Origin of the sequence: Kitasatospora sp. NBC_00374 (assembly GCF_041434935.1) — a bacterium.
Taxonomy (GTDB): domain Bacteria; phylum Actinomycetota; class Actinomycetes; order Streptomycetales; family Streptomycetaceae; genus Kitasatospora.
In genome coordinates, this window is sequence record NZ_CP107964.1 from 5,056,469 (window position 1) to 5,080,596 (window position 24,128).

21 protein-coding genes are annotated in these 24,128 nt (G+C 72.9%); 12 read left to right on the forward strand and 9 right to left on the reverse strand.

All coding sequences use genetic code 11. From position 1 onward, the window contains the following. Window position 1: 1 nt before the first annotated feature. The gene (locus OG871_RS22795) at window positions 2–859 is read left to right on the forward strand and encodes an ABC transporter permease (protein ID WP_371498831.1); all 858 of its coding nucleotides are present in this window, start codon (window positions 2–4) and stop codon (window positions 857–859) included. Between the two features lie 191 nt (window positions 860–1,050). Here OG871_RS22795 and greA read toward each other — a convergent pair whose 3' ends face one another. Together greA and OG871_RS22805 are read right to left on the reverse strand one after the other, a co-directional pair. Beyond that, a complete protein-coding gene (gene greA / locus OG871_RS22800) occupies window positions 1,051–1,548 on the reverse strand; it encodes a transcription elongation factor GreA (protein WP_371498832.1) in 498 nt (165 codons plus the stop codon). Window positions 1,549–1,829: 281 nt separating this feature from the next. Next, window positions 1,830–2,246: a DUF4307 domain-containing protein gene (locus OG871_RS22805; RefSeq protein ID WP_371498833.1), complete on the reverse strand. Its 417-nt coding sequence runs from the start codon at window positions 2,244–2,246 to the stop codon at window positions 1,830–1,832. A 147-nt stretch (window positions 2,247–2,393) separates the two neighbouring features. On the opposite strand from OG871_RS22805, the gene mca reads away from it, so the two are divergent. The 4 genes from mca (at window position 2,394) to OG871_RS22825 (ending at window position 6,535) form a co-directional block, all read left to right on the forward strand. Next, on the forward strand, window positions 2,394–3,263 hold the full coding sequence (gene mca, locus OG871_RS22810; protein ID WP_371498834.1) for a mycothiol conjugate amidase Mca: 870 nt from the start codon (window positions 2,394–2,396) through the stop codon (window positions 3,261–3,263). Between the two features lie 66 nt (window positions 3,264–3,329). After that, entirely contained in the window at window positions 3,330–3,521 is a 192-nt protein-coding gene (locus OG871_RS22815; RefSeq protein WP_371498835.1) for a hypothetical protein, read from the forward strand. 61 nt (window positions 3,522–3,582) lie between these two features. Continuing rightward, a complete protein-coding gene (locus OG871_RS22820) occupies window positions 3,583–5,622 on the forward strand; it encodes a thioredoxin domain-containing protein (RefSeq protein ID WP_371498836.1) in 2,040 nt (679 codons plus the stop codon). Between the two features lie 46 nt (window positions 5,623–5,668). Then, on the forward strand, window positions 5,669–6,535 hold the full coding sequence (locus OG871_RS22825) for a GNAT family N-acetyltransferase (RefSeq protein ID WP_371498837.1): 867 nt from the start codon (window positions 5,669–5,671) through the stop codon (window positions 6,533–6,535). A 36-nt stretch (window positions 6,536–6,571) separates the two neighbouring features. On the opposite strand, the gene OG871_RS22830 is transcribed toward OG871_RS22825, so the two are convergent. Continuing rightward, window positions 6,572–7,504 (reverse strand): hypothetical protein, encoded by a 933-nt coding sequence (locus OG871_RS22830; protein WP_371498838.1) that lies wholly within the window; start codon window positions 7,502–7,504, stop codon window positions 6,572–6,574. Between the two features lie 255 nt (window positions 7,505–7,759). Between OG871_RS22830 and OG871_RS22835 the strand changes: the two genes are divergently transcribed. Together OG871_RS22835 and OG871_RS22840 are read left to right on the forward strand one after the other, a co-directional pair. Continuing rightward, window positions 7,760–8,449 carry a papain-like cysteine protease family protein gene (locus tag OG871_RS22835; RefSeq protein WP_371498839.1) on the forward strand — a complete coding sequence of 230 codons (690 nt, stop codon included), beginning with the start codon at window positions 7,760–7,762 and terminating at the stop codon, window positions 8,447–8,449. 10 nt (window positions 8,450–8,459) lie between these two features. Continuing rightward, on the forward strand, window positions 8,460–9,290 hold the full coding sequence (locus tag OG871_RS22840) for a hypothetical protein (protein WP_371498840.1): 831 nt from the start codon (window positions 8,460–8,462) through the stop codon (window positions 9,288–9,290). A 55-nt stretch (window positions 9,291–9,345) separates the two neighbouring features. On the opposite strand, the gene OG871_RS22845 is transcribed toward OG871_RS22840, so the two are convergent. Further along, window positions 9,346–9,993 carry a TetR family transcriptional regulator gene (locus tag OG871_RS22845; RefSeq protein WP_371498841.1) on the reverse strand — a complete coding sequence of 216 codons (648 nt, stop codon included), beginning with the start codon at window positions 9,991–9,993 and terminating at the stop codon, window positions 9,346–9,348. Next, a complete protein-coding gene (locus OG871_RS22850; protein WP_371498842.1) occupies window positions 9,990–11,531 on the reverse strand; it encodes an MFS transporter in 1,542 nt (513 codons plus the stop codon). Before OG871_RS22850 ends, OG871_RS22845 begins: the two co-directional genes overlap by 4 nt. Window positions 11,532–11,721: 190 nt before the next feature. On the opposite strand from OG871_RS22850, the gene OG871_RS22855 reads away from it, so the two are divergent. Continuing rightward, entirely contained in the window at window positions 11,722–12,003 is a 282-nt protein-coding gene (locus tag OG871_RS22855) for a hypothetical protein (RefSeq protein WP_371498843.1), read from the forward strand. On the opposite strand, the gene OG871_RS22860 is transcribed toward OG871_RS22855, so the two are convergent. Further along, a complete protein-coding gene (locus tag OG871_RS22860; protein WP_371498844.1) occupies window positions 11,974–12,675 on the reverse strand; it encodes a hemolysin III family protein in 702 nt (233 codons plus the stop codon). The genes OG871_RS22855 and OG871_RS22860 overlap by 30 nt on opposite strands. Before the next feature lie 268 nt (window positions 12,676–12,943). On the opposite strand from OG871_RS22860, the gene OG871_RS22865 reads away from it, so the two are divergent. After that, window positions 12,944–14,770: a phosphoenolpyruvate carboxykinase (GTP) gene (locus OG871_RS22865; protein WP_371498845.1), complete on the forward strand. Its 1,827-nt coding sequence runs from the start codon at window positions 12,944–12,946 to the stop codon at window positions 14,768–14,770. A 588-nt stretch (window positions 14,771–15,358) separates the two neighbouring features. Here the strand turns inward: OG871_RS22865 and OG871_RS22870 are convergent. Together OG871_RS22870 and OG871_RS22875 are read right to left on the reverse strand one after the other, a co-directional pair. Further along, a complete protein-coding gene (locus OG871_RS22870) occupies window positions 15,359–16,573 on the reverse strand; it encodes a pyridoxal phosphate-dependent aminotransferase (protein WP_371498846.1) in 1,215 nt (404 codons plus the stop codon). A 55-nt stretch (window positions 16,574–16,628) separates the two neighbouring features. After that, window positions 16,629–18,845, reverse strand: a complete 2,217-nt coding sequence (locus OG871_RS22875) for a PQQ-binding-like beta-propeller repeat protein (RefSeq protein ID WP_371498847.1) — start codon at window positions 18,843–18,845, stop codon at window positions 16,629–16,631. A 102-nt stretch (window positions 18,846–18,947) separates the two neighbouring features. Here OG871_RS22875 and OG871_RS22880 point away from each other — a divergent pair, with 102 nt between their 5' ends. After that, window positions 18,948–19,631 carry a prepilin peptidase gene (locus OG871_RS22880; RefSeq protein ID WP_371498848.1) on the forward strand — a complete coding sequence of 228 codons (684 nt, stop codon included), beginning with the start codon at window positions 18,948–18,950 and terminating at the stop codon, window positions 19,629–19,631. Between the two features lie 100 nt (window positions 19,632–19,731). Here OG871_RS22880 and OG871_RS22885 read toward each other — a convergent pair whose 3' ends face one another. After that, window positions 19,732–21,333, reverse strand: a complete 1,602-nt coding sequence (locus OG871_RS22885; protein ID WP_371498849.1) for a chitinase — start codon at window positions 21,331–21,333, stop codon at window positions 19,732–19,734. A 369-nt stretch (window positions 21,334–21,702) separates the two neighbouring features. Here OG871_RS22885 and OG871_RS22890 point away from each other — a divergent pair, with 369 nt between their 5' ends. Then, window positions 21,703–22,497 carry an isoprenyl transferase gene (locus tag OG871_RS22890; protein ID WP_371503389.1) on the forward strand — a complete coding sequence of 265 codons (795 nt, stop codon included), beginning with the start codon at window positions 21,703–21,705 and terminating at the stop codon, window positions 22,495–22,497. 250 nt (window positions 22,498–22,747) lie between these two features. Beyond that, window positions 22,748–24,082, forward strand: coding sequence for a PhoH family protein (locus OG871_RS22895; protein WP_371498850.1), 1,335 nt, complete (start codon window positions 22,748–22,750; stop codon window positions 24,080–24,082). Window positions 24,083–24,128 lie beyond the last annotated feature (46 nt).

Consider the following 24,128-nt stretch of genomic DNA (forward strand, 5'->3'; position numbering starts at 1 on the left):
GATGACCACCGCCACCTCGCACGCCATCGGCGGCGCCGTCCCCCGCCAGCGCAGCGGTATCGCCGCCATGGCCCACGACTCCTGGGTGGTCGCCAAGCGCAACCTGCGCCGGATGACCCGCATCCCGGAGATCGTGGTCTTCGGGCTGATGCAGCCGGTGATGTTCGTCCTGCTGTTCTCGTACGTCATGGGCGGGGCGATCCAGATCCCCGGCACCACGGCCAGCTCCTCGACGTACACCCAGTTCCTGATGGCCGGCATCTTCGCCCAGACCGTCACCTTCGCGGTCGCCGGCGCCTCCGCCGGTATCGCGGAGGACATGACCAAGGGCCTGGTCGACCGCTTCCGGTCGCTGCCGATGACCCGTTCCGCTGTGCTGGTCGGCCGCACCCTGGCCGACCTGGTGCAGACCGCGTTCACCCTGCTGGTGCTGGCCCTGGTCGCGCTGCTGGTCGGCTGGCGGATCCACGAGGGCTTCCCGAAGGCGCTCGCCGCGTTCGGGCTGCTGCTCCTGCTCGGCTACGCGTTCTCCTGGATCGGCGCGCTGATCGGCCTGTCGGTGCGCAGCCCGGAGGCGGCCACCTCGGCCGGTCTGATCTGGCTGTTCCCGCTGACGTTCATCTCGAACGCCTTCGTGCCGGTCAGCTCGATGCCGTCCTGGCTGCAGCCGATCGCCTACTGGAACCCGTTCAGCGCCACCGTGCAGGCCTGCCGCGACCTGTTCGGCAACCAGGTCGGCCCGACGCCGGACTCCTGGCCGATGCAGCACTCGGTGATCGTCTCGGTGGTCTGGTCGTTGATCATCATGGCGGTCTTCTCGTGGCTGTCGGTGCGCAAGTACCGCTCCGCGGTCGGATAGGCAGGGTCGCTCCGCGGTCGGATAGCCGGGGTCGCTCCGCGGTCGGGTAGCCGGGGTCGCGCCGCGGTCGGACAGCCGGGGTCGCGCCGCGGTCGGACAGCCGGGGTCGCGCCGCGGTCGGACAGCCGCAGGGCCGGGTACGCCGGAGCGGCCGTGACGCACGCGTCACGGCCGCTCCGGTGTCTGCGGGGTCAGCCGTTGTAGGGCTTGGCCTCAAGGATCTTCACGGTGGCCTTGCGGCCGTTCGGCAGCTCGTAGGTGGCGTCCGCGCCGACCTTCTTGCCGTTGATGCCGCGGCCGAGCGGGGACTGCGGCGAGTACACGTCGAGCGCGTCGTCGGTCACCTCGCGCGAGGCCAGCAGGAACTCCATGGTGTCCTCCGGGTCGCCGTCGAAGGCGACCGTCACCAGCATCCCGGGGGCCACCACGCCGGAGTCGGCGGGGGCCTCGCCGACCTTGGCGCGCTCCAGCAGCTGGGTCAGCTGGCGGATCCGGGCCTCGGTCTTGCCCTGCTCCTCCTTGGCCGCGTGGTAGCCGGCGTTCTCCTTGAGGTCACCTTCCTCGCGGGCGGCCTCGATCTTCTGGGCGATCTCGACGCGCCACGGGCCGGTCAGGTACTCCAGCTCGGTCTTCAGCTGGTCGTAATGGGCCTGAGTGAGCCAGGTCACGTCATCGCTGGTCTGGGTCACAGGTGCTCCTCGTCGGTACTGGGCGGTGCTGAGGGTTTTCGTCAGCAGGTGGGGCGATATCGGTCGTACTACAAAGCAACGCCCGCTTCCGAGCCGGAGGCCGGGAAGGGGCGAAACCACGAGCCTAACAATTTCCGTCTCCCGGCGGGAGGGTGATCGACGGAGCGTAAGCACTCGGTTGCGTCGGGGTGGACCGGACTCCCCGTACCGGTTCCCGCCCGACGCCTCGAATATGCGCCCGAAAGGGTGACTTGCGCAAAAGGCCCCGAGTCGGGCCGCGCTCACTTCGCGGGAGTGCAGCCCAGCAGCTCGGCGGTGGTGCCCCGGGCGGTGGTGCGCAGCGTGACGACCGCGGTGTAGCTGTCGTCCTCGGCCGGGACGGGGAAGTCGTGCTGGCCGACCACCGTGCCGTCCGCGGCCCGCGACCGCACCGTGCAGACGCCGGCGACGCCGTCGCCCTTGCTCACCGAGAGCTGGAGCTGCACCTCGCTGTCGGAGACCGCCTCGAAGGTGGGGACGGTGCCGTTGATGGTGGTCTCGCGCAGCAGGTACGAGCCGCCCAGCCAGCCGAACAGGCCCAGGAAGAGCACCCCGCACACCACGGCGGCCACCCGCAGCCTGCGGTCCGCCTCCTGGTCGGTGCGGCGGCTGTAGCGGCCCTCGGGCAGACCCGGGGTGGTCCTGGTACGGGAGGCCATGGTGGGCTCGGTCCTTTCGCCGACGGGCCCTAGGTCGGCAGCGGGAATCGACGGGCCCTCCAGTCCGTCACTATAGGAGGGGCACGTCCGCCACAGGCGGCGGGGGAGCCGCCCGACGAACCGGACATACCTGGAAGGAACCAGGCGTTGACTGAGCAGTTGCGACTGATGGCGGTACACGCGCACCCGGACGACGAGTCCAGCAAGGGCGCGGCGACCATGGCCATGTACGTGTCCCAGGGGGTGGACGTCCTGGTCGCCACCTGCACCGGGGGGGAACGCGGTTCCATCCTGAACCCGAAGCTCCAGGGTGACTCCTGGGTCGAGGCGAACATCCACGAGGTGCGCCGCAAGGAGATGGACGCGGCCCGCGAGATCCTCGGCGTCGACCAGGCCTGGCTCGGCTACGTCGACTCCGGCCTGCCGGAGGGCGACCCGCTGCCGCCGCTCCCGGAGGGCTGCTTCGCGCTCCAGGACGTGGACGAGGCCGCGGGTGCGCTGGTGAAGCTGATCCGCGAGTTCCGCCCGCACGTGATCACCACGTACGACGAGAACGGGGGCTACCCGCACCCCGACCACATCATGACCCACAAGATCAGCATGGTGGCCTTCGACGCCGCCGGGGACCCGGAGGCGTACCCCGAGGCCGGGGCGCCCTGGCAGCCGCTGAAGCTCTACTACAACCACGGCTTCCCGATGGGCCGGATCCGCGCCCTGCACGCCTACCTCACCGAGCACGGCATCGACTCCCCCTACGGTGAGTGGATCGAGGGCTGGGAGAAGAGCGGCCGGGCCGAGCGCGAGATCACCACCCGGGTGAGGTGCGACGACTGGTTCGAGATCCGGGACAAGGCGCTGATCGCGCACGCCACCCAGATCGACCCGGACGGGCCGTGGTTCCGCGTCCCGCTGGACGTCCAGCGGGAGGTCTGGCCGACCGAGGACTACGAGCTGGCCAAGTCCCACGTCGACACCGACCTGCCCGAGGACGACCTCTTCGCCGGCGTGCGCAAGTAGCCGCACCCGCACGACACGCACCACCCCGGTGACCCGGCCCGTGTAGGGCCGGGTCACCATGGAGAGATGAGTACCCCCGTGACCCTCACCCACCTCGCCACCGAGCTCGCCCTCGACGAGACCAAGGTGACCCCCGGCCTGCTGGGCTTCGTCGTCTTCGCGGCGCTGGGCGTCGCCACCTGGTTCCTGCTGACGTCGATGAACAGCCGCTTCAAGAAGATCGACTTCGTCGAGGAGCCCGAGACCACCGAGAAGTAGCGGCCCGGGCCGAAGCCTCCGCCTCCGTCGGCGCGCGCCGCCGATGCGCAAGGATGGGGGCATGCCGAACCGTCTCGCGGACGCGACCTCGCCGTACCTGCTGCAGCACGCCGACAACCCGGTCGACTGGTGGCCGTGGGGGCCGGAGGCCTTCGAGGAGGCGCGTCGGCGCGGGGTGCCCGTGCTGCTGTCGGTCGGGTACGCGGCCTGCCACTGGTGTCATGTGATGGCCCACGAGTCCTTCGAGGACGAGGCGGTCGCGGAGTACGCCAACGCGCACTACGTCGCGGTGAAGGTCGACCGCGAGGAGCGGCCGGACGTCGACGCCGTCTACATGGAGGCGGTCCAGGCCGCCACCGGCCAGGGCGGCTGGCCGATGACGGTGTTCCTCACCCCGGACAAGGAGCCGTTCTACTTCGGCACCTACTTCCCGCCCGAGGCCCGGCACGGCATGCCGGGCTTCCGGCAGGTGCTGGAGGGCGTGACCGCCGCCTGGCGCGACCGCCGCGAGGAGGTCGGCGAGGTCGCCGCCCGGATCCGCGCCGAACTCGCCGAGCGCGCCTCGGTCTACGGCGCCGCCGCCCACCACCCGCCCGCCGACGCCGATCTGCACCAGGCGCTGGTCGGGCTCAGCCGCAGCTTCGACGACAGGTCCGGCGGCTTCGGCGGCGCCCCCAAGTTCCCGCCGTCCATGGTGGTGGAGTTCCTGCTCCGCCACCACGCCAGGACCGGCTCCGAAGCCGCCCTGGAGATGGCCGGACGCACCTGCGAGGCGATGGCCCGCGGCGGCATCAACGACCAGCTCGGCGGCGGCTTCGCCCGCTACGCGGTCGACGCCCGGTGGGTCGTACCGCACTTCGAGAAGATGCTCTACGACAACGCGCTGCTGCTGCGCACCTACCTGCACCTGTGGCGCGCCACCGGCAGCGGGCAGGCCCGCCGTACCGCACTCGCCACCGCAGACTTCCTGCTGCGCGAACTGCGCACCCCCGAGGGCGCCTTCGCGTCCGCCCTGGACGCGGACTCGCCCGACCCGGCCACCGGGAAGTCCACCGAGGGCGCCTACTACGCCTGGACACCCGAGCAGCTGACCGCCGTCCTCGGCCCCGAGGACGGCGCGCTCGCCGTCGAACTCTTCGAGGTCACCGGCACGTTCGAGCACGGCAGCTCGGTGCTCCAGCTGCTCCGCGACCCCGCCGACCCCGAGGCCTTCGAGCGGATCCGCACCCGGCTGCTGGCCGCCCGCGCCGAACGGCCCGCGCCCGCCCGCGACGACAAGGTGGTCGCCGCCTGGAACGGCCTCGCCATCGCCGCCCTCGCCGAGACCGGCGCCCTGCTGGACCGCCCCGACCTGGTCGAGGCCGCCGAGCGCGCCGCCGACCTGCTGCTCGCCGTCCACCTCACCCCCGAGGGCCGGCTGCTGCGCACCTCCCGGGACGGCCGGCCCGGCACCAACGCGGGCGTGCTGGAGGACTACGCGGACACCGCCGAGGGCTTCCTCGCGCTGTACGCCGTCACGGGCGAGAGCTCCTGGCTGGACCTGGCCGGAGGCCTGCTGGACACCGTCCTCGCGCACTTCCTCGACGAGGCGTCGGGCGCGCTCTACGACACCGCCGACGACGCCGAGGAACTGATCCGCCGTCCGCAGGACCCGACCGACAACGCGACCCCCGCCGGCTGGACGGCGGCCGCCGGCGCCCTGCTCGGCTACGCCGCGTACACCGGCTCCGAGCGCCACCGCACGGCCGCCGAACGGGCGCTGGGCATCGTGGGCGCGCTCGCCGCCAAGGCACCGCGGTTCATCGGCTGGGGCCTGGCGGTCGCCGAGGCCCTGCTGGACGGGCCGCGCGAGGTGGCCGTGGTCGGACCGGCGGGAGACCCGGCGACGGCCGCGCTGCACCGCACCGCGCTGCTCGGCACGGCCCCGGGAGCGGTGGTCGCGGTCGGCGAGGCCGGCACCGCCGACGTCCCGCTGCTGGCCGACCGGCCGCTGCTCGGCGGGCGGCCCGCCGCGTACGTCTGCCGGCACTTCACCTGCGACACCCCGACGGCGGACGCCGGTGAGCTGGCCGACCGGCTGGGCGCCCGGGTGACGGACTGAGGCGATCCGGGTGCGCCCGGCCCTCGGCCCGGGCCAGGATCCCGGTATGACCTGGACCCTCGGCAGTTCCCTCGAAGAGTTCCGAGCCGAGGCGGGCGTGTTCCTCGCCGCCCGCCCGGCCGAGAACACCGTGCTGCTCTCGATCGCCCACCGCCTCGGCACGGACGGCCCGGACGCCTTCGGCGACCAGCCGCCCGGCTTTGGCTGGTGGCGCCCCGCACCGCAGGCCCCGGTCGCCGGGGCCTTCGTCCGGACGCCGCCCTTCCCGCCCCGGCTGGGCCTGATGCCCGCGGCGGCCGGGGCGGAACTGGCCGTGCTGATGCACGGTCTGGGCCTGCGGGTGGAGCGGGTGAACGGCGGCAGGCAGGCCGCGCTGGCCTTCGCCGAGGCCTGGCAGCGGCTCACGGGCGGCACCACCTCGGTCGACCGGCAGGAGCGGCTCCACCGGCTGGGCGAGCTGTGCGCGCCGGTCCCCGCCCCGAGTGGCCGGTCCCGGGCGGCCCGCGCGGGGGACCGTGCGCTGCTGGTGCGCTGGTTCGGGGAGTTCGCCGCCGAGGCCGGGATCCGGCTGCCGGCCGACGTCGGCGCGCTGGTCGACGGGCGGACCGCCGCGGGCACCCTGACGCTGTGGGAGGACGGGGGCCGCCCGGTCTCGTTCGCCGGGGTCGGCCCGCTGATCGCCGCGACGGTGAAGGTCGGCCCGGTCTACACCCCGCCCGGACTGCGCGGCCGGGGCTACGCGAGCGCACTGGTCGCCGCGGGCTCCGCCGACGCGCTGGCCCGGGGAGCCGCCGAGGTACTGCTCCACACCGATCTGGCCAACCCGACCAGCAACGCGATCTACCGCAGGCTCGGCTACCGGCCGGTCCAGGACGAGGTCGCGCTCGACCTGGGCCGACCGGGCGGAGCCTGACGCGTCGGGGCACCGTCCCGGACGGAGGGGCCCCGGCTACTCCCAGTCCCAGCGGATCCCCAGCAGGCAGGGCGGCAGCGCGGCGGCCACCAGGTGCACGCCGTGGTGCCCGTCCAGGGTCAACTCCTCGGTCGCGGAGGGCCGCGCGCCCGGGGAGCGGCTGGTGAAGCGGTGGCAGCGGACGGGCAGCGCGTCGGGGTGGAAGGTGACCTGCAGGACGTACTGGCCGGCACCCGCGTTGAAGCCGCGGACGTACTCGTCGCTGGGGGCCGGGCCGGGCGCGTCCTCGAAGCCGTAGCCGAGCAGATGGGTGTCGCCGGTGCGCAGCCGCCGGTCCAGCAGGAGCTCGGCGACCAGCAGTCCGGCCTGCGGGTCGCGGCGGATCCGGCCGGGCCGGCAGTTCTCCTCGGTGCGCAGGGCGACCCGGGTGATGTCGCAGCCGGGGTCGCCCTGGTAGATCGCCAGGTAGCGGTCGACGCCGTCCCGGTGGGCCCGCAGCACGTGCTGTGAGCTGCGGCGCAGCTGGCGGCGGTCGGCGCCGACGCTGATCCGTTCGATGTGGGTGACGGTGTGCAGGGCGGTGCCGGGAGGCCCGGCGATGGTGGCGAGCAGCCCGTCCACGGCCTCGGCCGGGCCGATCAGGTCCCGGTACGGGCGGGTGGCCGGGCCGACCGCCGGTGGTTCGGGGGTGCGGCGGGGGCCGAGCAGCCGGGTGAGCGAGTGGGTGGGCAGGTCGAGCACGTCCTCCAGCAGCCGGACGGCGCGCAGCGACTCGGGCCGCTCGGGCCGGCGCCGGCCCTGCTGCCAGTAGCTGAGGCTGGTCACCCCGACCCGGACGCCGCGGCGGGCCAGGTGCTGCTGCACCCGGTGCAGGGCCAGTCCGCGGGCGGCGATGGCGGTGCGCAGGGCGAGATGGAAGGGGCCGGTCCGCAGGGCTGCGGCCAGTTCCGGCGGGACGGTCTGCTGCATGGCTGCCTCCGGCACGTGGCTGCCTCCCGGACTGAGGGTGAATATTCACACCTGGGCGGCGGGTTGTCACCAGGCCTGGACAACACCGCTGGTCGGGGCGGTTCCGTTCACACCCGGCGGGGGCCGTTCACACCAGGATCCCCTTGCGCTCCAGTCCCGTTGACCCTGCCCGGTCAACGCCGGATCCTCGGTGCAGCGCGTCCGGACGCCACCCCCACATCCCCACTCCTGCGTAGCCGCAAGGAGGAAACCCCCATGCCAACACCCCGGACAAACCTGCGCCGCGCGGTCGCCGCGTTCGCGCTGGGCATCCTGGCGCCGACCCTGACGGTGGCCGCGGCCACCCCGGCCGACGCCCGAACCCCGGCCGCGGAGGCCCCCGCCCCCGCCCCGGCCTCCGCCCCCGCGACCAGGACCGCCGCCTCCGGTTCGACCGTCCCCACCGGTCCGACCGCCCAGGCCGCCACCTGGCGCACGCTCGACATCACCATGCAGCAACAGCAGCAGACCAACTGGTGCTGGGCCGGCAGCGGCAACACCGTGGCCGCGTACTTCGGCCACAACTACAGCCAGAACCAGTTCTGCAACGCCGCGTTCAACCGGTCGATCAACTCCACCTGCCCCAACAACCAGGCCACGCTGGGCAACGTGCAGACCGCGCTGAACTGGATCGGCATCAACCCGGGCTCGTACGTGACGGGTTACCTGCGCTACACCACGGTGCAGAGCGAGATCGACGCCGACCGCCCGGTGGAGACCCGGATCCAGTGGAGCTCCGGCGGTGGCCACATGCAGCTGATCTACGGCTACGACACCGCCGACAACTGGGTCTACTGGGGCGACCCGTGGCCCTCCAGCTCCCGCTACAACTGGGCGGACTACTGGTACTACGTCAGCAACAACTCGTTCTCCTGGACCCACTCCCTGTACCGGATCGGCGCGTGAGGAGACAGCCATGACCGACAACCGGAAGAACCTGCGGCGGGCCGTCGCCTGCGCCGCCCTCGTCGCGGGCCTCGCCTCGGCCGGCGCCGCGCCCGCCCTCGCGGCGGACGGCCCCGCCCCGGTGGCACCCGCCGACCTGGCGGCCGCCCGCAGCGCCGCCCAGAGCCCGGCCGTGCTCGACCGGCTGGGGCACTTCTTCGCCCGCAAGGGCGTCCCGCCGACCCAGCGGCCGGCGATCAGCCCGGCCGACGAGGCGCAGGCCGCGGACCGGGCCGCCCCCCGGCTGACCGGGGAGACCGTCGCGGTGTACACCCTCGGCGCGGGCTTCGTGGCCGGCACGGCCGGCGCCCTGGTGGCCACGGCCGACTTCGTCGCCAGCAAGGCGGTCTCCACGGACGGCCGGAGCGCCTCGGTCTGGACCGTCCGGCAGGGCGACGGCTGGCGGGTGGTCAACATCGCCACCGGCGGTGACGAGACCGACTACCCGGCCAGGGCGGCGAGCAGCGGCGGCGGCACCGCCTTCCGCGAACCGCAGCTGGACGCCTGGTACGTGCTGCGCGGCGGCCGGGTGCTCCCGCTGGACGAGGACGCCCGCCGCTCGGTGGGTGCGGACGGGGTCAGCCTGGCCGCGTACCAGGAGTTGGTGCACCGGCGGTACGGCGACAAGCTGCCCGGCAGCGCCTACGACAGGACGGGCACCGGCGGCGGCTTCGACGCGCAGGCCGCCGCCCCCGAGGCCGGCCGGCTGCCCCTGCTGACGGCCGGTGCGGCGCTCGGTACCACCCTGGTGGCCGCCCTCGCGCTGGCCCGCCGGCGCCGCGCGGCCGCCCGCGGGCGGTAGCGGACACCGGGCGAGGGTGACGGGGAACGGCCCGGCGGATCCGGGTCGGAGGGTCTCAGGCCGCCAGGCCGTTCCCCAGCACCTCCAGCGCGTGGTCGAGCAGGTCGGCGATGTCCTCGCGGCCGTCCTGCTCGGCCCAGTACAGCGCGGTCTCCACCAGTGCCGCGGTGAAGGCCGCGGCGGTGATCCGCATCTCCAGGGTCGGGGCGTCCAGGCCGGCCCGCTCGGTCATCACGTCCAGGATCATCTGCTTGGGCTGCGCCGAGGACTCGGTCATCCTGGCCCGCAGGGCCGGGACGGCCAGCGCCAGCCGCATCCGGACCAGCAGTTCGTCGCGGTCGCGCTCGACGATCCGGCGCAGCAGCCCGACCAGCACCGTCCGCCCGGAGACCAGCAGCGGTTCGTCGGCGGGGCGGGCCATCAGCGCGGAGATCATCACCGGGTCGTACTCGTCGGTGAGGACGAGGTCCTCCTTGGTGGCGAAGTAGCGGAAGAAGGTGGAGGGGGAGACCTCGGCGGCCGCCGCGATCTGGTCCACGGTGGTGTTCTCGTACCCCTGCTCGGCGAACAGCCGGAACGCCTCCCGCCGCAGCGCCTGGCGGGTCTTCAGCTTCTTGCGCTCGCGCAGCGACAGCGGTGCCTCGATCAGCTCCTCCACCGGGGAGGCGGGGGTGGGGGCCGGGGCGCTGCGCGTGTCGGTCATACCCCAGATTCTGCTACGGCTCCGGCCTTCCCGGGGGCCGGGGCCGGCGCGGCCGGTCCGGCCGAGGACGGCATCCGGGCCGCGATCAGCAGCGCCGAGACGATCGCGATCAGACCCGCGACCAGCAGGACCGAGTCCATACCGTGCACGTACGCGGCGTGTGCCGAGCGGGTGAGCGCGTGGTCGCCGAGGGCGGTGGCGACGGCGTCCGCGGCGACCACGGACTCCCCGGCGGTGTGTGCGGCGGCCGCCGGCAGGCCCGTGGTGTCGAGCGCCCCCCGGTAGCCGCCGGCCAGCAGGCTGCCGAAGGCGGCGACCCCGATCGCCCCGCCGACCTGGCGCAGGGTCTGGACCAGCCCCGAGCCGACGCCGGCCCGGGCCGGCGGCAGGGTCAGCAGGGCGGAGCCGGTCGCGGTGATGATGGCGAGCCCCATCCCGGCGCCGACCAGCGGCAGCCAGACGGCGGTGTAGCCGTAGCCGTCCGCGGGGGTGGTGCGGCTGCCGAGCAGGAGGGCGGCGGCCAGCAGGGTGAGCCCTGCCGTGATCACCGCGCGCGGGCCGAAGCGGGCGACCAGGCGCTCGCCGAGCCGGGCGGCCACCAGCAGCCCGAGCATCATCGGCATCAGCCGCAGGCCGGTGCCGAAGGCGTCGGTGCCCAGCACGCTCTGGAAGTACAGCGGGAGGACGAAGAAGGCCCCGAACAGCACCACGGAGACCAGCGTCGCGGCCGCCGCCGACCAGCGGAACATCGGGTCGGCGAGCAGGGTGAGGTCCAGCATCGGGTGCCGCTGCCCGCGGCTGCGCAGCACCAGGGCGGTGAGGGCGAGCACCGAGCCGGTCAGCATGCCGAGCACCAGCGGGTCGGACCAGCCGCGGCCGGGGCCCTCGATGATGCCGTAGGTGAGGGCGGCCAGCCCGCCCGCGCCGAGCAGGGCGCCGGGCAGGTCGATCCCGGGCGCGGCCGGGTCCTTGGACTCGGGGAGCAGGAGCAGGCAGGCCGCGATGCCGACGGCGACCAGCGGCAGGTTGATCAGGAAGACCGAGCCCCACCAGAAGTGCTGGAGCAGCAGTCCGCCGAGCAGCGGGCCGAAGGGCATGCCGGCGGCCAGCGCGGTGGACAGCAGTGCGGTCGCCCGGCGCTGCTCGCCGGCGGGGAACAGGCCCGGGATGACGGCCAGCGACATCGGCATCACCAGGGCGCCGGCCAGGCCCATCGCGGCGCGGGCCGCGATCACGGTGGCGGGGCTGTCGGCGAGCATGCCGACGGCGGAGGCGAGCCCGAACAGGGTCAGGCCCAGGGTGAGGGTCCGCCGCCGGCCGATCCGGTCGCCGAGCAGGCCGGCCGGGAGCATCGCAGCGGCGAACACGACGGTGTAGGCGTCGACGATCCACTGCTGGGCGCCGGTGGTGGCGCCGAGGTCGGCGGCGAGGGTCGGCAGGGCCACGTTGAGGATCGTCAGGTCGAAGCTGATCACCAGGACGCTGAGGGCGACGGCGATCAGGGCGAGCCAGCGGCGCGGGTCGGGGACGGCAGGCATGGGAGACCTCCGGAGGTTGGTGTCAAATGACAGTAACTCCCAAAAGGTGGAGGGTGTCAATGTGGGCTGTCCGGGTCCGGCACATTTATTTGATGCGGCGTTGACCCCCCGTTCGCCCCGGAGCGTGTTGCGGCTGTCACCTTGGGTGGGGAGAGGTCCGGGTCCACGGTCATACGGCGGAGAGGTGCCGATGGCGATCAGGCGCACGCAGTTCTGGGGCACGGTGCTGGCGCTCGCGGCCGCGCTCGCGGTGGTGTTCGGCTACCTGCTGGGCGGGCCGAGGGCGGTCTGGGTGGTGTCCGCCGCCGAGGTGCTGCTGGTGATGGTGCACGTGGCGGTGCGCTTCCGCACTCGGGCGCACGTGCGCACGGCAGGCGAAGGGCCCGAGGCGGCGCACTGTGAGCGCTGCCGTCGGGCCCGGGAGAGGTTGGACGCGCGGGTGTCAGCCGGCGGTGCTGTACGCGATCAGTGAGATCCCGACGTACTGCACGATGAAGGCGCCGAGGGTGAAGGCGTGGAAGACCTCGTGGAAGCCGAACCAGCGGGGTGACGGGTCCGGCCGCTTGAGGCCGTAGACCAGCCCGCCCAGGGTGTAGAGCACCCCGCCGACCACGATCAGGGTCATCACGGCCACGCCGCCGGCCCGCAGGAAGTCGGGCAGGAAGAACACCGCGGCCCAGCCGAGCGCGACGTAGCACGGGGTGTAGAGCCAGCGCGGAGCGCCGACCCAGAACACCCGGAAGCCGATCCCCGCCAGTGCGCCGCCCCAGACCAGCCAGAGCAGCACCTGCCGTGCGGTGCCGTGCAGGAGCAGCACGGTGAACGGGGTGTAGCTGCCCGCGATGATCAGGAAGATGTTCGCGTGGTCCAGCCTGCGCAGGACCGCGTCGCCCCGGGGGCCCCAGTCGAAGCGGTGGTAGACGGCGCTGACGCCGAACAGCAGCCAGGCGCTGACCGAGTAGACCGTGCAGGCCACCCGCGCGGCGGTGGATTCGGCCAGACAGATCAGCACGATGCCGGCGGCCAGTGAGGCCGGGAACATCCCGGCGTGCAGCCAGCCGCGCCACTTGGGTTTGGGCGGTTCCATCGCCGTCGTCCGCTCCGGATCCGCAGTCATGGGCCCCTCCACAGTCATGGCCGTCATCCTACTTACGGAACCGTAGGTTACTAGTCCGTAGGTAGTGGTGATCGTCACTTTTAGACGTTCTGGAGTATTAGGACTGCCACTCGAAGGTCGTTCGAGTGGCCTGGAATGCCTTGTTACTGATTGGTAGATAGCCAGACTGTAGTAAAACTTCGGCCAATACTGCCGTTCTGCCTGAAATCGGAGCCCCTTGCGGAGCTACGCTGCTACCACCCTCAACCCCCCGCGATGCCGTCTCCTGGCCGAGATGGTGTGAAACGGAGCGATCGTGTCGTACGAGAACTCTGCTCTCAGCGCATCCGCGCCCACCCGCCACAAGCGTCTGCTGGCCTGGGTGAGCGAGATCGCGGAGCTGACCCAGCCCGACCGCATCGAGTGGTGCGACGGTTCCGAGGAGGAGTACCTCCGCCTCGCCGAGCTGCTGGTCGCCCAGGGCACCTTCAAGAAGCTCAACGCCGAGAAGCGGCCGAACTCCTACTACGCCGCCTCGGACCCCACGGACGTGGCCCGCGTCGAGGACCGCACCTACATCTGCTCCGAGCAGGAGAAGGACGCCGGCCCGACCAACAACTGGAAGGCCCCCGCCGAGATGCGGGAGGTCTTCTCCGGCGCGAACGGCCTGTTCAAGGGCGCCATGAAGGGCCGCACGATGTACGTCGTGCCGTTCTCGATGGGCCCCGTCGGCTCCCCGCTGGCCGCCTACGGCGTCGAGATCACCGACTCCGCCTACGTGGCCGTGTCGATGCGCGTGATGACCCGCATGGGCCGGGCGGTCATCGACCAGCTCGGCGAGGACGGCGACTTCGTCAAGGCCGTGCACACCCTCGGCGCCCCGCTGGCCGAGGGCGAGGCCGACGTCGCCTGGCCGTGCAACTCCACCAAGTACATCTCGCACTTCCCGGAGACCCGCGAGATCTGGTCCTTCGGCTCCGGCTACGGCGGCAACGCCCTGCTCGGCAAGAAGTGCTACGCGCTGCGCATCGCCTCCACCATGGCCCGCGACGAGGGCTGGCTGGCCGAGCACATGCTCGTCCTCAAGCTCACCCCGCCGGCCGGCGAGGCGAAGTACGTGGCCGCGGCCTTCCCGTCCGCCTGCGGCAAGACCAACCTGGCGATGCTCCAGCCGACCATCCCGGGCTGGAAGGTCGAGACCATCGGCGACGACATCGCCTGGATGCGGTTCGGCGCCGACGGCCAGCTGTACGCGATCAACCCGGAGGCCGGCTTCTTCGGCGTCGCCCCCGGCACCGGCGTGGACACCAACGCCAACGCGATCGACACCCTCTGGGGCAACACCGTCTTCACCAACGTCGCGCTCACCGACGACGGCGACGTCTGGTGGGAGGGCCTCACCGAGCAGCCCCCGGCGCACCTGACGGACTGGCGCGGCAACGACTGGACCCCCGAGTCCGGCACCCCGGCCGCCCACCCCAACGCCCGCTTCGCGGTGCCGGCCTCCCAGTGCCCGACCATCGCCCCCGAGTGGGAGGACCCGGCGGGTGTGCCGATCTCGGCCATCCTGTTCGGCGGCCGCCGCGCCACCGCCGTCCCGCTGGTGACGGAGTCCTTCGACTGGCAGCACGGCGTCTTCCTGGGCGCCAACGTCGCCTCCGAGAAGACCGCCGCCGCCGAGGGCACCGTCGGCGAGCTGCGCCGCGACCCGTTCGCGATGCTGCCGTTCTGCGGCTACAACATGGGTGACTACTTCGGCCACTGGCTGAAGCTGGGCGCCCAGGCCGACGCGGCCAAGCTGCCGAAGATCTACTACGTCAACTGGTTCCGCAAGAACAGCGCCGGCAAGTTCATCTGGCCGGGCTTCGGCGAGAACGCCCGCGTGCTCAAGTGGGTCGTCGAGCGCCTCGACGGCGCGGGCGAGGGCGTCGAGACCCCGATCGGCGTGCTGCCGACCGTGGACTCCTTCGACCTCGACGGCCTGGACATCCCGCAGGCCGACCTCGACCTGCTGTTCTCCGTCGACGCCGACATCTGGCGCCAGGAGGCCGCGCTCATCCCGTCCCACCTGGAGCTGTTCGGCGAGCACACGCCGACCGAGCTCTGGGACGAGTACCGCGCCCTGGTGAAGCGCCTGGGCTGACCCGCCCGCACCCAGCCCCCGCCGCCCCCGCCCTGACCGGGGGCGGCGGTGTGCTGTGTTGTCGCCCGTTCGCCTCCGGGCGCTCGCGGTCCCGGCGCCGGCGCTCCTTGCTCCGGCGTTCGCTGCGCTCGCTTGTCGTTCGTCGCTTCCGGCGTCGGCGCGCCCTTCGGCTCAGGGCGGGTTGTCGCCCGTTCGCCTCCGGGCGCTCGCGGTCCCGGCGCCGGCGCTCCTCGCTCCGGCGTTCGCTGCGCTCGCTTGTCGTTCGTCGCTTCCGGCGTCGGCGCGCCCTTCGGCTCAGGGCGGGTTGTCGCCCGTTCGCCTCCGGGCGCTCGCGGTCCCGGCGCCGGCGCTCCTCGCTCCGGCGTTCGCTGCGCTCGCTTGTCGTTCGTCGCTTCCGGCGTCGGCGCGCCCTTCGGCTCAGGGCGGGTTGTCGCCCGTTCGCCTCCGGGCGCTCGCGGTCCCGGCGCCGGCGCTCCTCGCTCCGGCGTTCGCTGCGCTCGCTTGTCGTTCGTCGCTTCCGGCGTCGGCGCGCCCTTCGGCTCGGGGCTGGTTGTCGCCCGTTCGCCTCCAGGCGCTGTCGAGCCGGTGTCAGGGCTGGGCGTAGCCGCTCAGGAAGTCGCCGATCCGGGTGACCGCGTCGGTGATCTCCTCGGGCCGGGGCAGCGTGACCAGGCGGAAGTGGTCCGGATCCGGCCAGTTGAAGCCGGTGCCCTGGACGATCAGGATCCGCTGCGAGCGCAGCAGGTCGAGCACCATCTGCGCATCGTCCTTGATCTTGTACACATGCGGGTCGAGCCGCGGGAACGCGTACAGCGCGCCCTTGGGCTTGACGCAGCTGACGCCCGGGATCTCGTTCAGCAGCCGGTACGCCGCGTCGCGGGACTCCAGCAGGCGGCCGCCCGGCAGCAGCAGGTCCTTGATCGACTGGCGGCCGCCGAGCGCCGCCGCCACCGCGTGCTGCGCGGGCATGTTGGCGCACAGCCGCATCGAGGCAAGCACCGTCAGGCCCTCGATGTAGCTGCGGGCGCGGTGCCGGTCGCCGGAGAGCACCATCCAGCCGGAGCGGAAGCCCGCCACCCGGTACGCCTTGGACATGCCGTTGAAGGTGACGCAGAAGAGGTCCGGCGCCAGGGTGGCCAGCGGGACGTGCTCGGCGTCGTCGTAGAGGATCTTGTCGTAGATCTCGTCCGCGTAGACCACCAGCTGGTGGCGGCGGGCGATCTCGACGATCCCCTCCAGCACCTCGCGCGGATACACCGCGCCGGTCGGGTTGTTGGGGTTGATCACCACGATGGCCCGGGTCCGGTCGGTGACCTTGGCCTCGATGTCGGCCAGGTCCGGGTACCACTCGGACTGCTCGTCGCAGCGGTAGTGCACGGCGGTGCCGCCGGCCAGGCTGACCGAGGCCGTCCACAGCGGGTAGTCGGGGGCCGGGACGAGGACCTCGTCGCCGTCGTCCAGCAGGGCGGTCATGGCGAGCTGGATCAGCTCGGAGACGCCGTTCCCAAGGAAGACGTCCTCCACGGAGAGGCCGTGCAGCCCGCGGTCCTCGTAGTGCATCACCACGGCGCGGCGGGCGGCGAGCAGGCCCTTGGAGTCCCCGTAGCCGTGTGCGCCGGCGAGGTTCTTCAGGATGTCCTGGAGGATCTCGGGCGGGGCCTCGAAGCCGAAGGCGGCGGGGTTGCCGGTGTTCAGCTTGAGGATGCGATGGCCCTGGTCCTCCAGTCGCATCGCCTCGTCGAGCACCGGGCCTCGGATGTCGTAGCAGACATTGGCGAGCTTGCTGGACTGGATGACCTGCATACCCGACTACTTTACGGCGCTGTTACGCAGATCATCGAGTGGGCTTGGCCACAGGTCACCCGCTCGGGAGCGCGTAGACCTTGGTGGTCAGCCGGGCGAAGGCGAGCCTCCCGTCGGTGGACAGGTACCAGTCGTTCGCCTTGCTGGAGTTCGCCGGGTCGCTGAAGGTCCACTTGAGCCGTCCCGTCAGGGCGTCCAGCGCGTGCACCCCCTGGGTGGGCCCGCCGGGGACGAACAGCGTCCCGCCCACGAGCACCGGGGGGCAGCCCGTGCCCGGGTAGTGCGGCAGGTAGCAGGTCCACCGGACCTTTCCGGTCGCCGCGTCGTAGGCGCTGAAGGAGTCCGTGCCGTTGCCGGTGTAGACGGTGCCGTCGGCGGACAGCACCGGTCCGAACCGGTTGCCCTTCGCCTTGATCCGCCACTGCTGACGGCCGTCCGCCAGCCCCACCGCCTGCAGGTCGGAGTCGTCGGCCATGCAGTACAGCCGCTCGGTGTCGCACCAGATCGGCCACGAGGCGCGGTTGCCGGTCGCCACCCGCCACAGCCGGCGCCCGTCCGCGATGTCGCGGGCGACGATGCCGGCCTCCCGGTCGGTGTGCAGCAGCGTGGTGCCGCTGAGCCGGCCGTGGCCCAGCAGGTCGTCGGCGGTCGGGTCCGGCTGGAACCACCGCACGCCCACCAGCTCGGGTCGGTACGCCAGGATGCCGGCCTCCCCCTCGCTCTCGCCCTTCGCGGTGAGCTGGACGAGCAGGTAGACCCCCTGGTCGCCGCCGGCCAGGATGTTGCGCACCTTGATCAGACGGTTGCCCGGGTACGTGACCTGCGCGCTGGTGCCCTCCCGGCCGTTCTTGGGCTCGACCTCGGTGACGCCGCCGAGCTGGGTCAGCAGCCGGCCGCCGACGACCGTGGTCTGGTAGTACAAGGCGTCCTGCCGTGCCCAGTTGACCGCGCCGGTGGCCGCGTCGAGCGAGGTCAGACCGGTGCCTTCCAGGTAGAGCGCGCCCTTGAGCACCATCGCCGGGCGCTGCGCGCCCATCGGGTCGGCGGAGCTGAACTGCCAGACCGGCTGCGGCGCGGCGCTCGTGGCGGCCGGCTTCGAGGGGGTGCCGGAGCGGGGCCGGGAGCCGCCGCCGTCCGGGCGGGTCAGCACCCAGGCTCCGCCGCCGACCGCCGCCGCGGTGGCCAGCGCCCCGCCCGCCAGGAACAGCCGCCGGGACGGCCGGGCCACCGGCGGCGGTGCCGGTTGCGGTACCTGCTGGGTGGCCGGGTGCGGCGTCGGCTGCGGCTCCGGCGCGGCCCGGCCGAGCCGTACGGTGAGCGGGTGGGAGGCGGCCGGGTCCTCGGGCCGGTCCGGAGTGGCCGGGGTGCCCCGGGTCGGGGTCTCCATGTCCATCACCGAGGCCGCGTGCCGCGCGAGCTCCGCGGCCACCGGTGCCGGCAGCCAGTCGGCCGCCGGGCCGGTCCCCGCCGCTCCGGGCGCCAGCAGGTCGGCCAGCCGGGCCGGGGTGGGCCGGGCCGCCGGGTCCTTGGCCAGGCAGTGGGCGATCACCGGGTGCAGGCCGGGCGGCAGCCCGTCCAGCTCGGGCTCGTGGTAGACCACCCGGAAGAGCTGGGCGGCCGCCCCCGACGCCCCGTCGAACGGGCCGCGCCCGAGCGCCGCGTACGCCAGCACCGAGCCGAGCGAGAACACGTCGCCCGGCGCTCCCACCCCGCGGCCCGACGCCTGTTCGGGCGACATGAATCCGGGGGAGCCGACCACCACCCCGGTCTGGGTGAGGCTGTCGCCGTCCATCGCCCGGGCGATCCCGAAGTCGATCACGCGCGGCCCGTCGGCGGCCAGCAGGACGTTCGAGGGCTTGAGGTCGCGGTGCACCAGCCCCGCCCGGTGGATCGCCCGGAGCGCCTCGGCCAGCCGGGCCCCGAGCGCCCGCACCGAACGCTCCGGCAGCGGCCCGTACGTCTGCACCGCCTCGGTCAGCGAGGGCCCCAGGACGTAGGTGGTCGCCAGCCAGGGGACGGCGGAGTCCGGGTCGGCGTCCACCACGGGCGCGGTGTACGCGCCGTCGACCGCCCGGGCCGCGTCGACCTCGCGGCGGAACCTGGTCCGGAAGTCCTGGTCCTCGGCCAGCTCCGGGCGGACCACCTTGACCGCGACCGTCCGCCCGCCCGCCGACCTGGCCAGGTACACCCGGCCCATCCCGCCGGCGCCGAGCCGGGCCAGCAGTCGGTACGGACCGATCGACTCCGGATCGTTGGCCTCCAGTTGCTCCATACCCGTCGTCCCCGTTCCCCGTGCTGATCCCCGGTCACTTTCCGCTCGATCCGTGATCGTACGGGCCGTTAGGCTCGGCCCATTCGCACGGAGGGGGAGACCGTGATCGCGGTGTTGGTCGGGGCGGTGGCGGGACTGCTGACGGCCCCCGGGCTGCGGGCGGCCGCCGCCCGCCACGCGGTGGCGGCCGGTGAACCCCGGTGGGAGTGCTGCCGGACGGGCCGTCTGCTGCGCCGGCCGGACGGAACCTGCCCGCGCTGCGGCGAACGGGCCGGCCCGGCCGCCTGGCTGGTCGAGGCGGTGGCGGCGGCGACCGGCGGCGCGATCGGCGCGGCCGCGCACGGGCCGAGCGCTCTCCCGCTGGTCTGGGTGGGCCTGTTCGGGGTGGTGCTGGCCCTGGTCGACGCGCGGGTCTTCCGGCTGCCGGACGCGCTGACCCTCCCGCTCGCCCTGGGCACCGCCGCCCTGCTGCTGCTCACCGAGCACCGCGGCGGCGTCCTGCTGCGCTGCCTGTACGCGGCGCTCGCGCTCGGCGGGCTCTACCTCGCGCTCGCCCTGGTGGCGCCGATCGGCCTCGGCGACGTCAAGCTCGCGCCCTCGCTCGGCGCGCTGCTCGGCTGGTACGGCTGGTCCGCGGTGCTCGGCGGCTTCGTGCTGACCTTCCTGTTGGCCGGGGGGTGGGGCGTCGTGCTGCTGCTCACCCGCCGCGCGGGCCGGGGCGACGACCTGCCGCTCGGCCCGTGGATGCTGCTCGGCACCCTGCTGGCGGTGCTCGCCGCGGGGTGAGCGCGACGGCCGGAGCCCGTCCCCGCCGGTGCGGCGGCGGGGACGGGCTCCGGGGTGGCGCGGGCTGCCCCACCCTCAGGGGGCGCCGCACCGGGGAGAGTTACGGCATGGCGTGGGCGTGGGCGCCCACGTTGGTGGAGAAGTCGTTGCCGTTGGCGGCGTCCCAGTTGGTGGACCAGGTCATCGCGCCGCGGATGGTCGGCCACTTGGCCGGCGGGACGAAGCTGCCGCAGTGGGTGCCGGTGGCCAGGCAGTCGAGCGCGTTGTTGACCACGGTCGAGTTGACGTAGCCGCCGCCGGCCGCGCGGGTGGACGCCGGGACGCCGATGCCGACCTGGTCGGGCCGCAGGCCGCCCTGGATGTGGGTGCAGACCTGGGCGGTGATGAAGTCGACGGTGCCCTGGGTGTAGACCTTGCCGTCGCAGCCGTTCATGCCGCCCGAGTTGTAGAACTGGGTGTTGACGACGGTGAGGATGTCCTTGGTGTTCAGCGCCAGCTGGAAGTAGTTGCCGGCGGTGGAGTACATCCCGATCGTCTCGGGGGCCATGGTCAGGACGAAGCCCGCGCCGACCTTGCTCTGCAGGGTGTGCAGGGACTGCGCCATCCAGACCGGGTCGACCCCGTTCTCCAGGTCGATGTCGACGCCGTCGAAGCCGTACTGCTGGACCAGCGCGTACGCGGTGTTGGCGAAGGTGGTGGCCGCGGCGGCGTTGTTGACCACGATGGTGCCGTTCTGGCCGCCGATCGAGAGCACGACCTTCTTGCCGGCCGCGTGCTTCGCCGCGATGTCGGCCTTGAAGTCGGCGTCGGTGTAGCCGCCGAGCTTGGTGCCCAGCGCCGGGTCGAGGGTGAAGCTGATGCCGCCGGCGGTCGTGGTCGCGTCCGCGAAGGAGACCGCGATGATGTCGTACGCGCTCTGCACGTCGCGGAGCCTCTGGACGGTGGCGCCGTTGTCGAAGTTCTGCCAGTAGCCGGTCAGCGCGTGCTTGGGCAGGCCGGTGTTCGGCTGGCCGGTGGAGGTCGCCGTGGGTGTCGGGGACGGCGAGGTCGGCGCGCTGCTGCTGGCGGACGGCGAGGGCGAGGGCGGGGCCGAGCTGGACGCGGAGGCGGACGGCGACGGCGAGGTCGGCGCGCTGCTGCCGCCCGTGGGCGACGGGGAGGCGGTGCCGCCCGGGCCGGTCAGGGTGATGTCGTCCGCGCCGTAGGCGGCCTGGCCGTACCAGCCGTGCACGTACAGCGTGACGCTGGTGGTGCCGGCGCCGGTGGTGAAGGTGCTGGAGAGCTGGTTCCAGCTGCTCTGGCTGGACCAGCTGCTCGGGTCGGTGCCGCCGGTCCCGCTCGCGCCCAGGTAGACGTACGGGCCCTGCACCCAGCCCGCCAGGGTGTAGCTGGAGTTGGGGAGCACGCTGACGGTCTGCCGGCACTCGGCGGTGTCCGAGGCGCTCGGAGTGGCGTTCAGCGCGTACGAGCCGGAGTGCGCCGGGGTGCCGGCCTTGGCGGTGCCGGTACAGGTCCAGCCCGAGAGGCTGCCGGACTCGAAGCCGCCGTTGGTGACCAGGTTGCCGATCGCGGCGTCGGCGCCGCCCGCGAACAGCGCGAGGCCGGTGCCGGCCACGGCGAGGGCGGTGGCGCCCGCCGCGAGGGCGGTCGGTACGGAACTGCGCCGGCGCCGGTGGGACGGCTGCTGCAGCGTACGGTCCATGTGCGAACTCCTGAGGAGGAGGGGGAGCCGCCGCGGTGGGGGTCGCGGCGGCTCCGTGTGGGGGAGGGAAGGTCCGCAGAGGTGCTTGTGGGGGCGGCGGGTCGGGGCCCGCCGTGTCCTGGGTCACAAGCTGGACTAGACCAATGGGGGTCGTCAAGGAGCCCAACCCCGGCTTAGGGGTCGTTTAAGGAACCGGATACCTTTCCGTGTCCGAGCCGACGTGCTCGTGACCGGGCGCATCCGAACGGTTTCGCGACGTGCTTGTGACACCTTCGGTACCTGCGGCTTTACCGTGGCGCTCGGTCCGGGAGTAGGCTGCGCCAGGGGATTTCGCACCCGGGGGTAATGAGCTCGGAGGGGCAGTACGACATGGGTCTGCGCGACGTGGTCGAGCGCACGCCAGGGCTGCGCACCCTGTTGGACAACGCGTACCGGCTGTACGGGCGCCGGGTCGAGGTGCACCTGGCCAACACGCCGAACCACATCGGCGTGATCCTCGACGGCAACCGCCGCTGGGCCAAGGCCACCGGCGGTACCACCGCCGACGGTCACCAGCGCGGTGCGGACAAGATCAGCGAGTTCCTCGGCTGGTGCGACGAGACCCACGTCCAGGTGGTCACCCTCTGGATGCTCTCCACCGACAACCTCTCCCGGCCGGCCGACGAGCTCGTCCCGCTGCTCGGGATCATCGAGGACACCGTCCGCCGGCTGGCCGCCGACGGCCGCTGGAAGGTCAACCCGGTCGGTGCGCTCGACCTGCTGCCGCAGCGGACCGCGGACACCCTCAAGGAAGCCGCCCAGGCCACCGCCCACATCCAGGGCATCACCGTGAACGTGGCCGTCGGCTACGGCGGCCGGCACGAGATCGCGGACGCCGTCCGCTCGCTCCTGCAGGACCACGCCGGCCGCGGCACCTCGATCGAGGAGCTCGCCGAGATCCTCTCCGTCGAGCACATCGCCGAGCACCTCTACACCACCGGCCAGCCCGACCCGGATCTGATCATCCGCACCTCGGGCGAGCAGCGGCTGTCCGGCTTCCTGCTCTGGCAGAGCGCGCACAGCGAGTTCTACTTCTGCGAGGCCTACTGGCCCGCCTTCCGGAAGGTCGACTTCCTGCGGGCGCTGCGCGACTACCAGTTGCGCAACCGGCGGCTCGGGCTCTGACGGGCGCCACCCCGGCGCCCCGGCCTCGCGGCGGGCGCCCCCCGACGGGTGCGCGCTGACGCCTGGTCAGTCTGAATACCCGCAGGCCAGCGCGCCAAACGTTCATCATTTGTGATCCCGCTGTTCTTCCCTGCGGGCATGCACCGGGCCGACCCTGGGAATAGACCAGTCAAGACCGGTACCCCGGCCACCGGGGTCGCGGGGACCGGTGAGCCGCGGGTGACGCTGGGTCATCCGCTCTGGAGGCCTAGTGGTCAGTTCCAAGAGCCGCCGGACACCAGACCGGCGCACGTACGTTCTCGACACCAGCGTGCTCCTGGCAGACCCCCTAGCCATGACGCGCTTCGAGGAGCACGAGGTCGTCCTCCCGGTGGTGGTGGTCACCGAGCTGGAGGCCAAGCGTCACCACCCGGAGCTGGGCTACTTCGCCCGCCAGGCGCTGCGCCTGCTGGACGACTTCCGGATCCGCCACGGCAGGCTCGACGAGCCGATCCCGGTCGGGGAGCTCGGCGGGAGCATCCGGGTCGAGCTGAACCACTCCGATCCGTCGATACTGCCGGCCGGCTACCGGGCGGGCGGCGGCGAGGCCGACACCCGCATCCTGGCGGTCGCCCGCAATCTGCAGGCCGAGGGGTACGACGTCACCGTCGTCTCCAAGGACCTGCCGCTGCGGATCAAGGCCAGTTCGGTCGGTCTGCTCGCCGAGGAGTACCGGGCCGAGCTGGCGATCACGTCCGGCTGGACGGGCATGACCGAGCTGCAGGTCTCCGGCGACCAGGTGGACTCCCTCTTCGGGGCCGGCCACGACGTCGCGGTGGACATCGAGGGCGCGGGCGAACTCCCGGTGCACACCGGTCTGGTGCTGACCTCCGAGCGCGGGCGCGCGCTCGGCCGGGTCACCCACGACGGCCGGGTCCGGCTGGTCCGCGGCGACCGCGAGGCGTTCGGACTGCGCGGCCGCAGCGCGGAGCAGCGGGTGGCGCTGGACCTCCTGCTCGACCAGGAGGTCGGCATCGTCTCGATGGGCGGCCGGGCCGGCACCGGCAAGTCCGCGCTCGCGCTGTGCGCGGGCCTGGAGGCGGTGCTGGAGCGTCAGCAGCACCGGAAGGTGATGGTCTTCCGGCCGCTGTACGCCGTCGGCGGGCAGGAGCTCGGCTATCTGCCGGGCTCCGAGTCGGAGAAGATGAGCCCCTGGGCCCAGGCGGTCTTCGACACGCTCTCCGCCGTCACCACCCCGGACGTGATCGAGGAGGTGATCGCGCGGGGGATGCTGGAGGTGCTGCCGCTGACCCACATCCGCGGGCGCTCCCTGCACGACGCCTTCGTGATCGTGGACGAGGCCCAGTCGCTGGAGCGCAACGTGCTGCTGACGGTGCTCTCCCGGATCGGCCAGGGCTCCCGGGTGGTGCTCACCCACGATGTCGCCCAGCGCGACAACCTGAGGGTGGGCCGCTACGACGGCGTGGTCGCCGTGGTGGAGAAGCTCAAGGGGCACCCGCTGTTCGCCCACATCACGCTGACCCGCTCGGAGCGTTCGCCGATCGCGGCGCTGGTGACGGAGATGCTGGAGGACGTCCAGCCCTGACGGCACCGCGCTCCGCCGACTCCGGACGGGCCAGGGCGAGTTCGGA

Excerpts from the sequence above, each read along its gene's own strand:
- OG871_RS22795 (WP_371498831.1), top strand. The coding sequence starts at position 2 with ATGACCACCGCCACCTCGCACGCCATCGGCGGCGCCGTCCCCCGCCAG.
- OG871_RS22805 (WP_371498833.1), bottom strand. The coding sequence starts at position 2,246 with ATGGCCTCCCGTACCAGGACCACCCCGGGTCTGCCCGAGGGCCGCTAC.
- OG871_RS22815 (WP_371498835.1), top strand. The coding sequence starts at position 3,330 with ATGAGTACCCCCGTGACCCTCACCCACCTCGCCACCGAGCTCGCCCTC.
- OG871_RS22820 (WP_371498836.1), top strand. The coding sequence starts at position 3,583 with ATGCCGAACCGTCTCGCGGACGCGACCTCGCCGTACCTGCTGCAGCAC.
- OG871_RS22825 (WP_371498837.1), top strand. The coding sequence starts at position 5,669 with ATGACCTGGACCCTCGGCAGTTCCCTCGAAGAGTTCCGAGCCGAGGCG.
- OG871_RS22830 (WP_371498838.1), bottom strand. The coding sequence starts at position 7,504 with ATGCAGCAGACCGTCCCGCCGGAACTGGCCGCAGCCCTGCGGACCGGC.
- OG871_RS22835 (WP_371498839.1), top strand. The coding sequence starts at position 7,760 with ATGCCAACACCCCGGACAAACCTGCGCCGCGCGGTCGCCGCGTTCGCG.
- OG871_RS22840 (WP_371498840.1), top strand. The coding sequence starts at position 8,460 with ATGACCGACAACCGGAAGAACCTGCGGCGGGCCGTCGCCTGCGCCGCC.
- OG871_RS22845 (WP_371498841.1), bottom strand. The coding sequence starts at position 9,993 with ATGACCGACACGCGCAGCGCCCCGGCCCCCACCCCCGCCTCCCCGGTG.
- OG871_RS22850 (WP_371498842.1), bottom strand. The coding sequence starts at position 11,531 with ATGCCTGCCGTCCCCGACCCGCGCCGCTGGCTCGCCCTGATCGCCGTC.
- OG871_RS22855 (WP_371498843.1), top strand. The coding sequence starts at position 11,722 with ATGGCGATCAGGCGCACGCAGTTCTGGGGCACGGTGCTGGCGCTCGCG.
- OG871_RS22860 (WP_371498844.1), bottom strand. The coding sequence starts at position 12,675 with ATGACGGCCATGACTGTGGAGGGGCCCATGACTGCGGATCCGGAGCGG.
- OG871_RS22870 (WP_371498846.1), bottom strand. The coding sequence starts at position 16,573 with ATGCAGGTCATCCAGTCCAGCAAGCTCGCCAATGTCTGCTACGACATC.
- OG871_RS22875 (WP_371498847.1), bottom strand. The coding sequence starts at position 18,845 with ATGGAGCAACTGGAGGCCAACGATCCGGAGTCGATCGGTCCGTACCGA.
- OG871_RS22885 (WP_371498849.1), bottom strand. The coding sequence starts at position 21,333 with ATGGACCGTACGCTGCAGCAGCCGTCCCACCGGCGCCGGCGCAGTTCC.
- OG871_RS22890 (WP_371503389.1), top strand. The coding sequence starts at position 21,703 with ATGGGTCTGCGCGACGTGGTCGAGCGCACGCCAGGGCTGCGCACCCTG.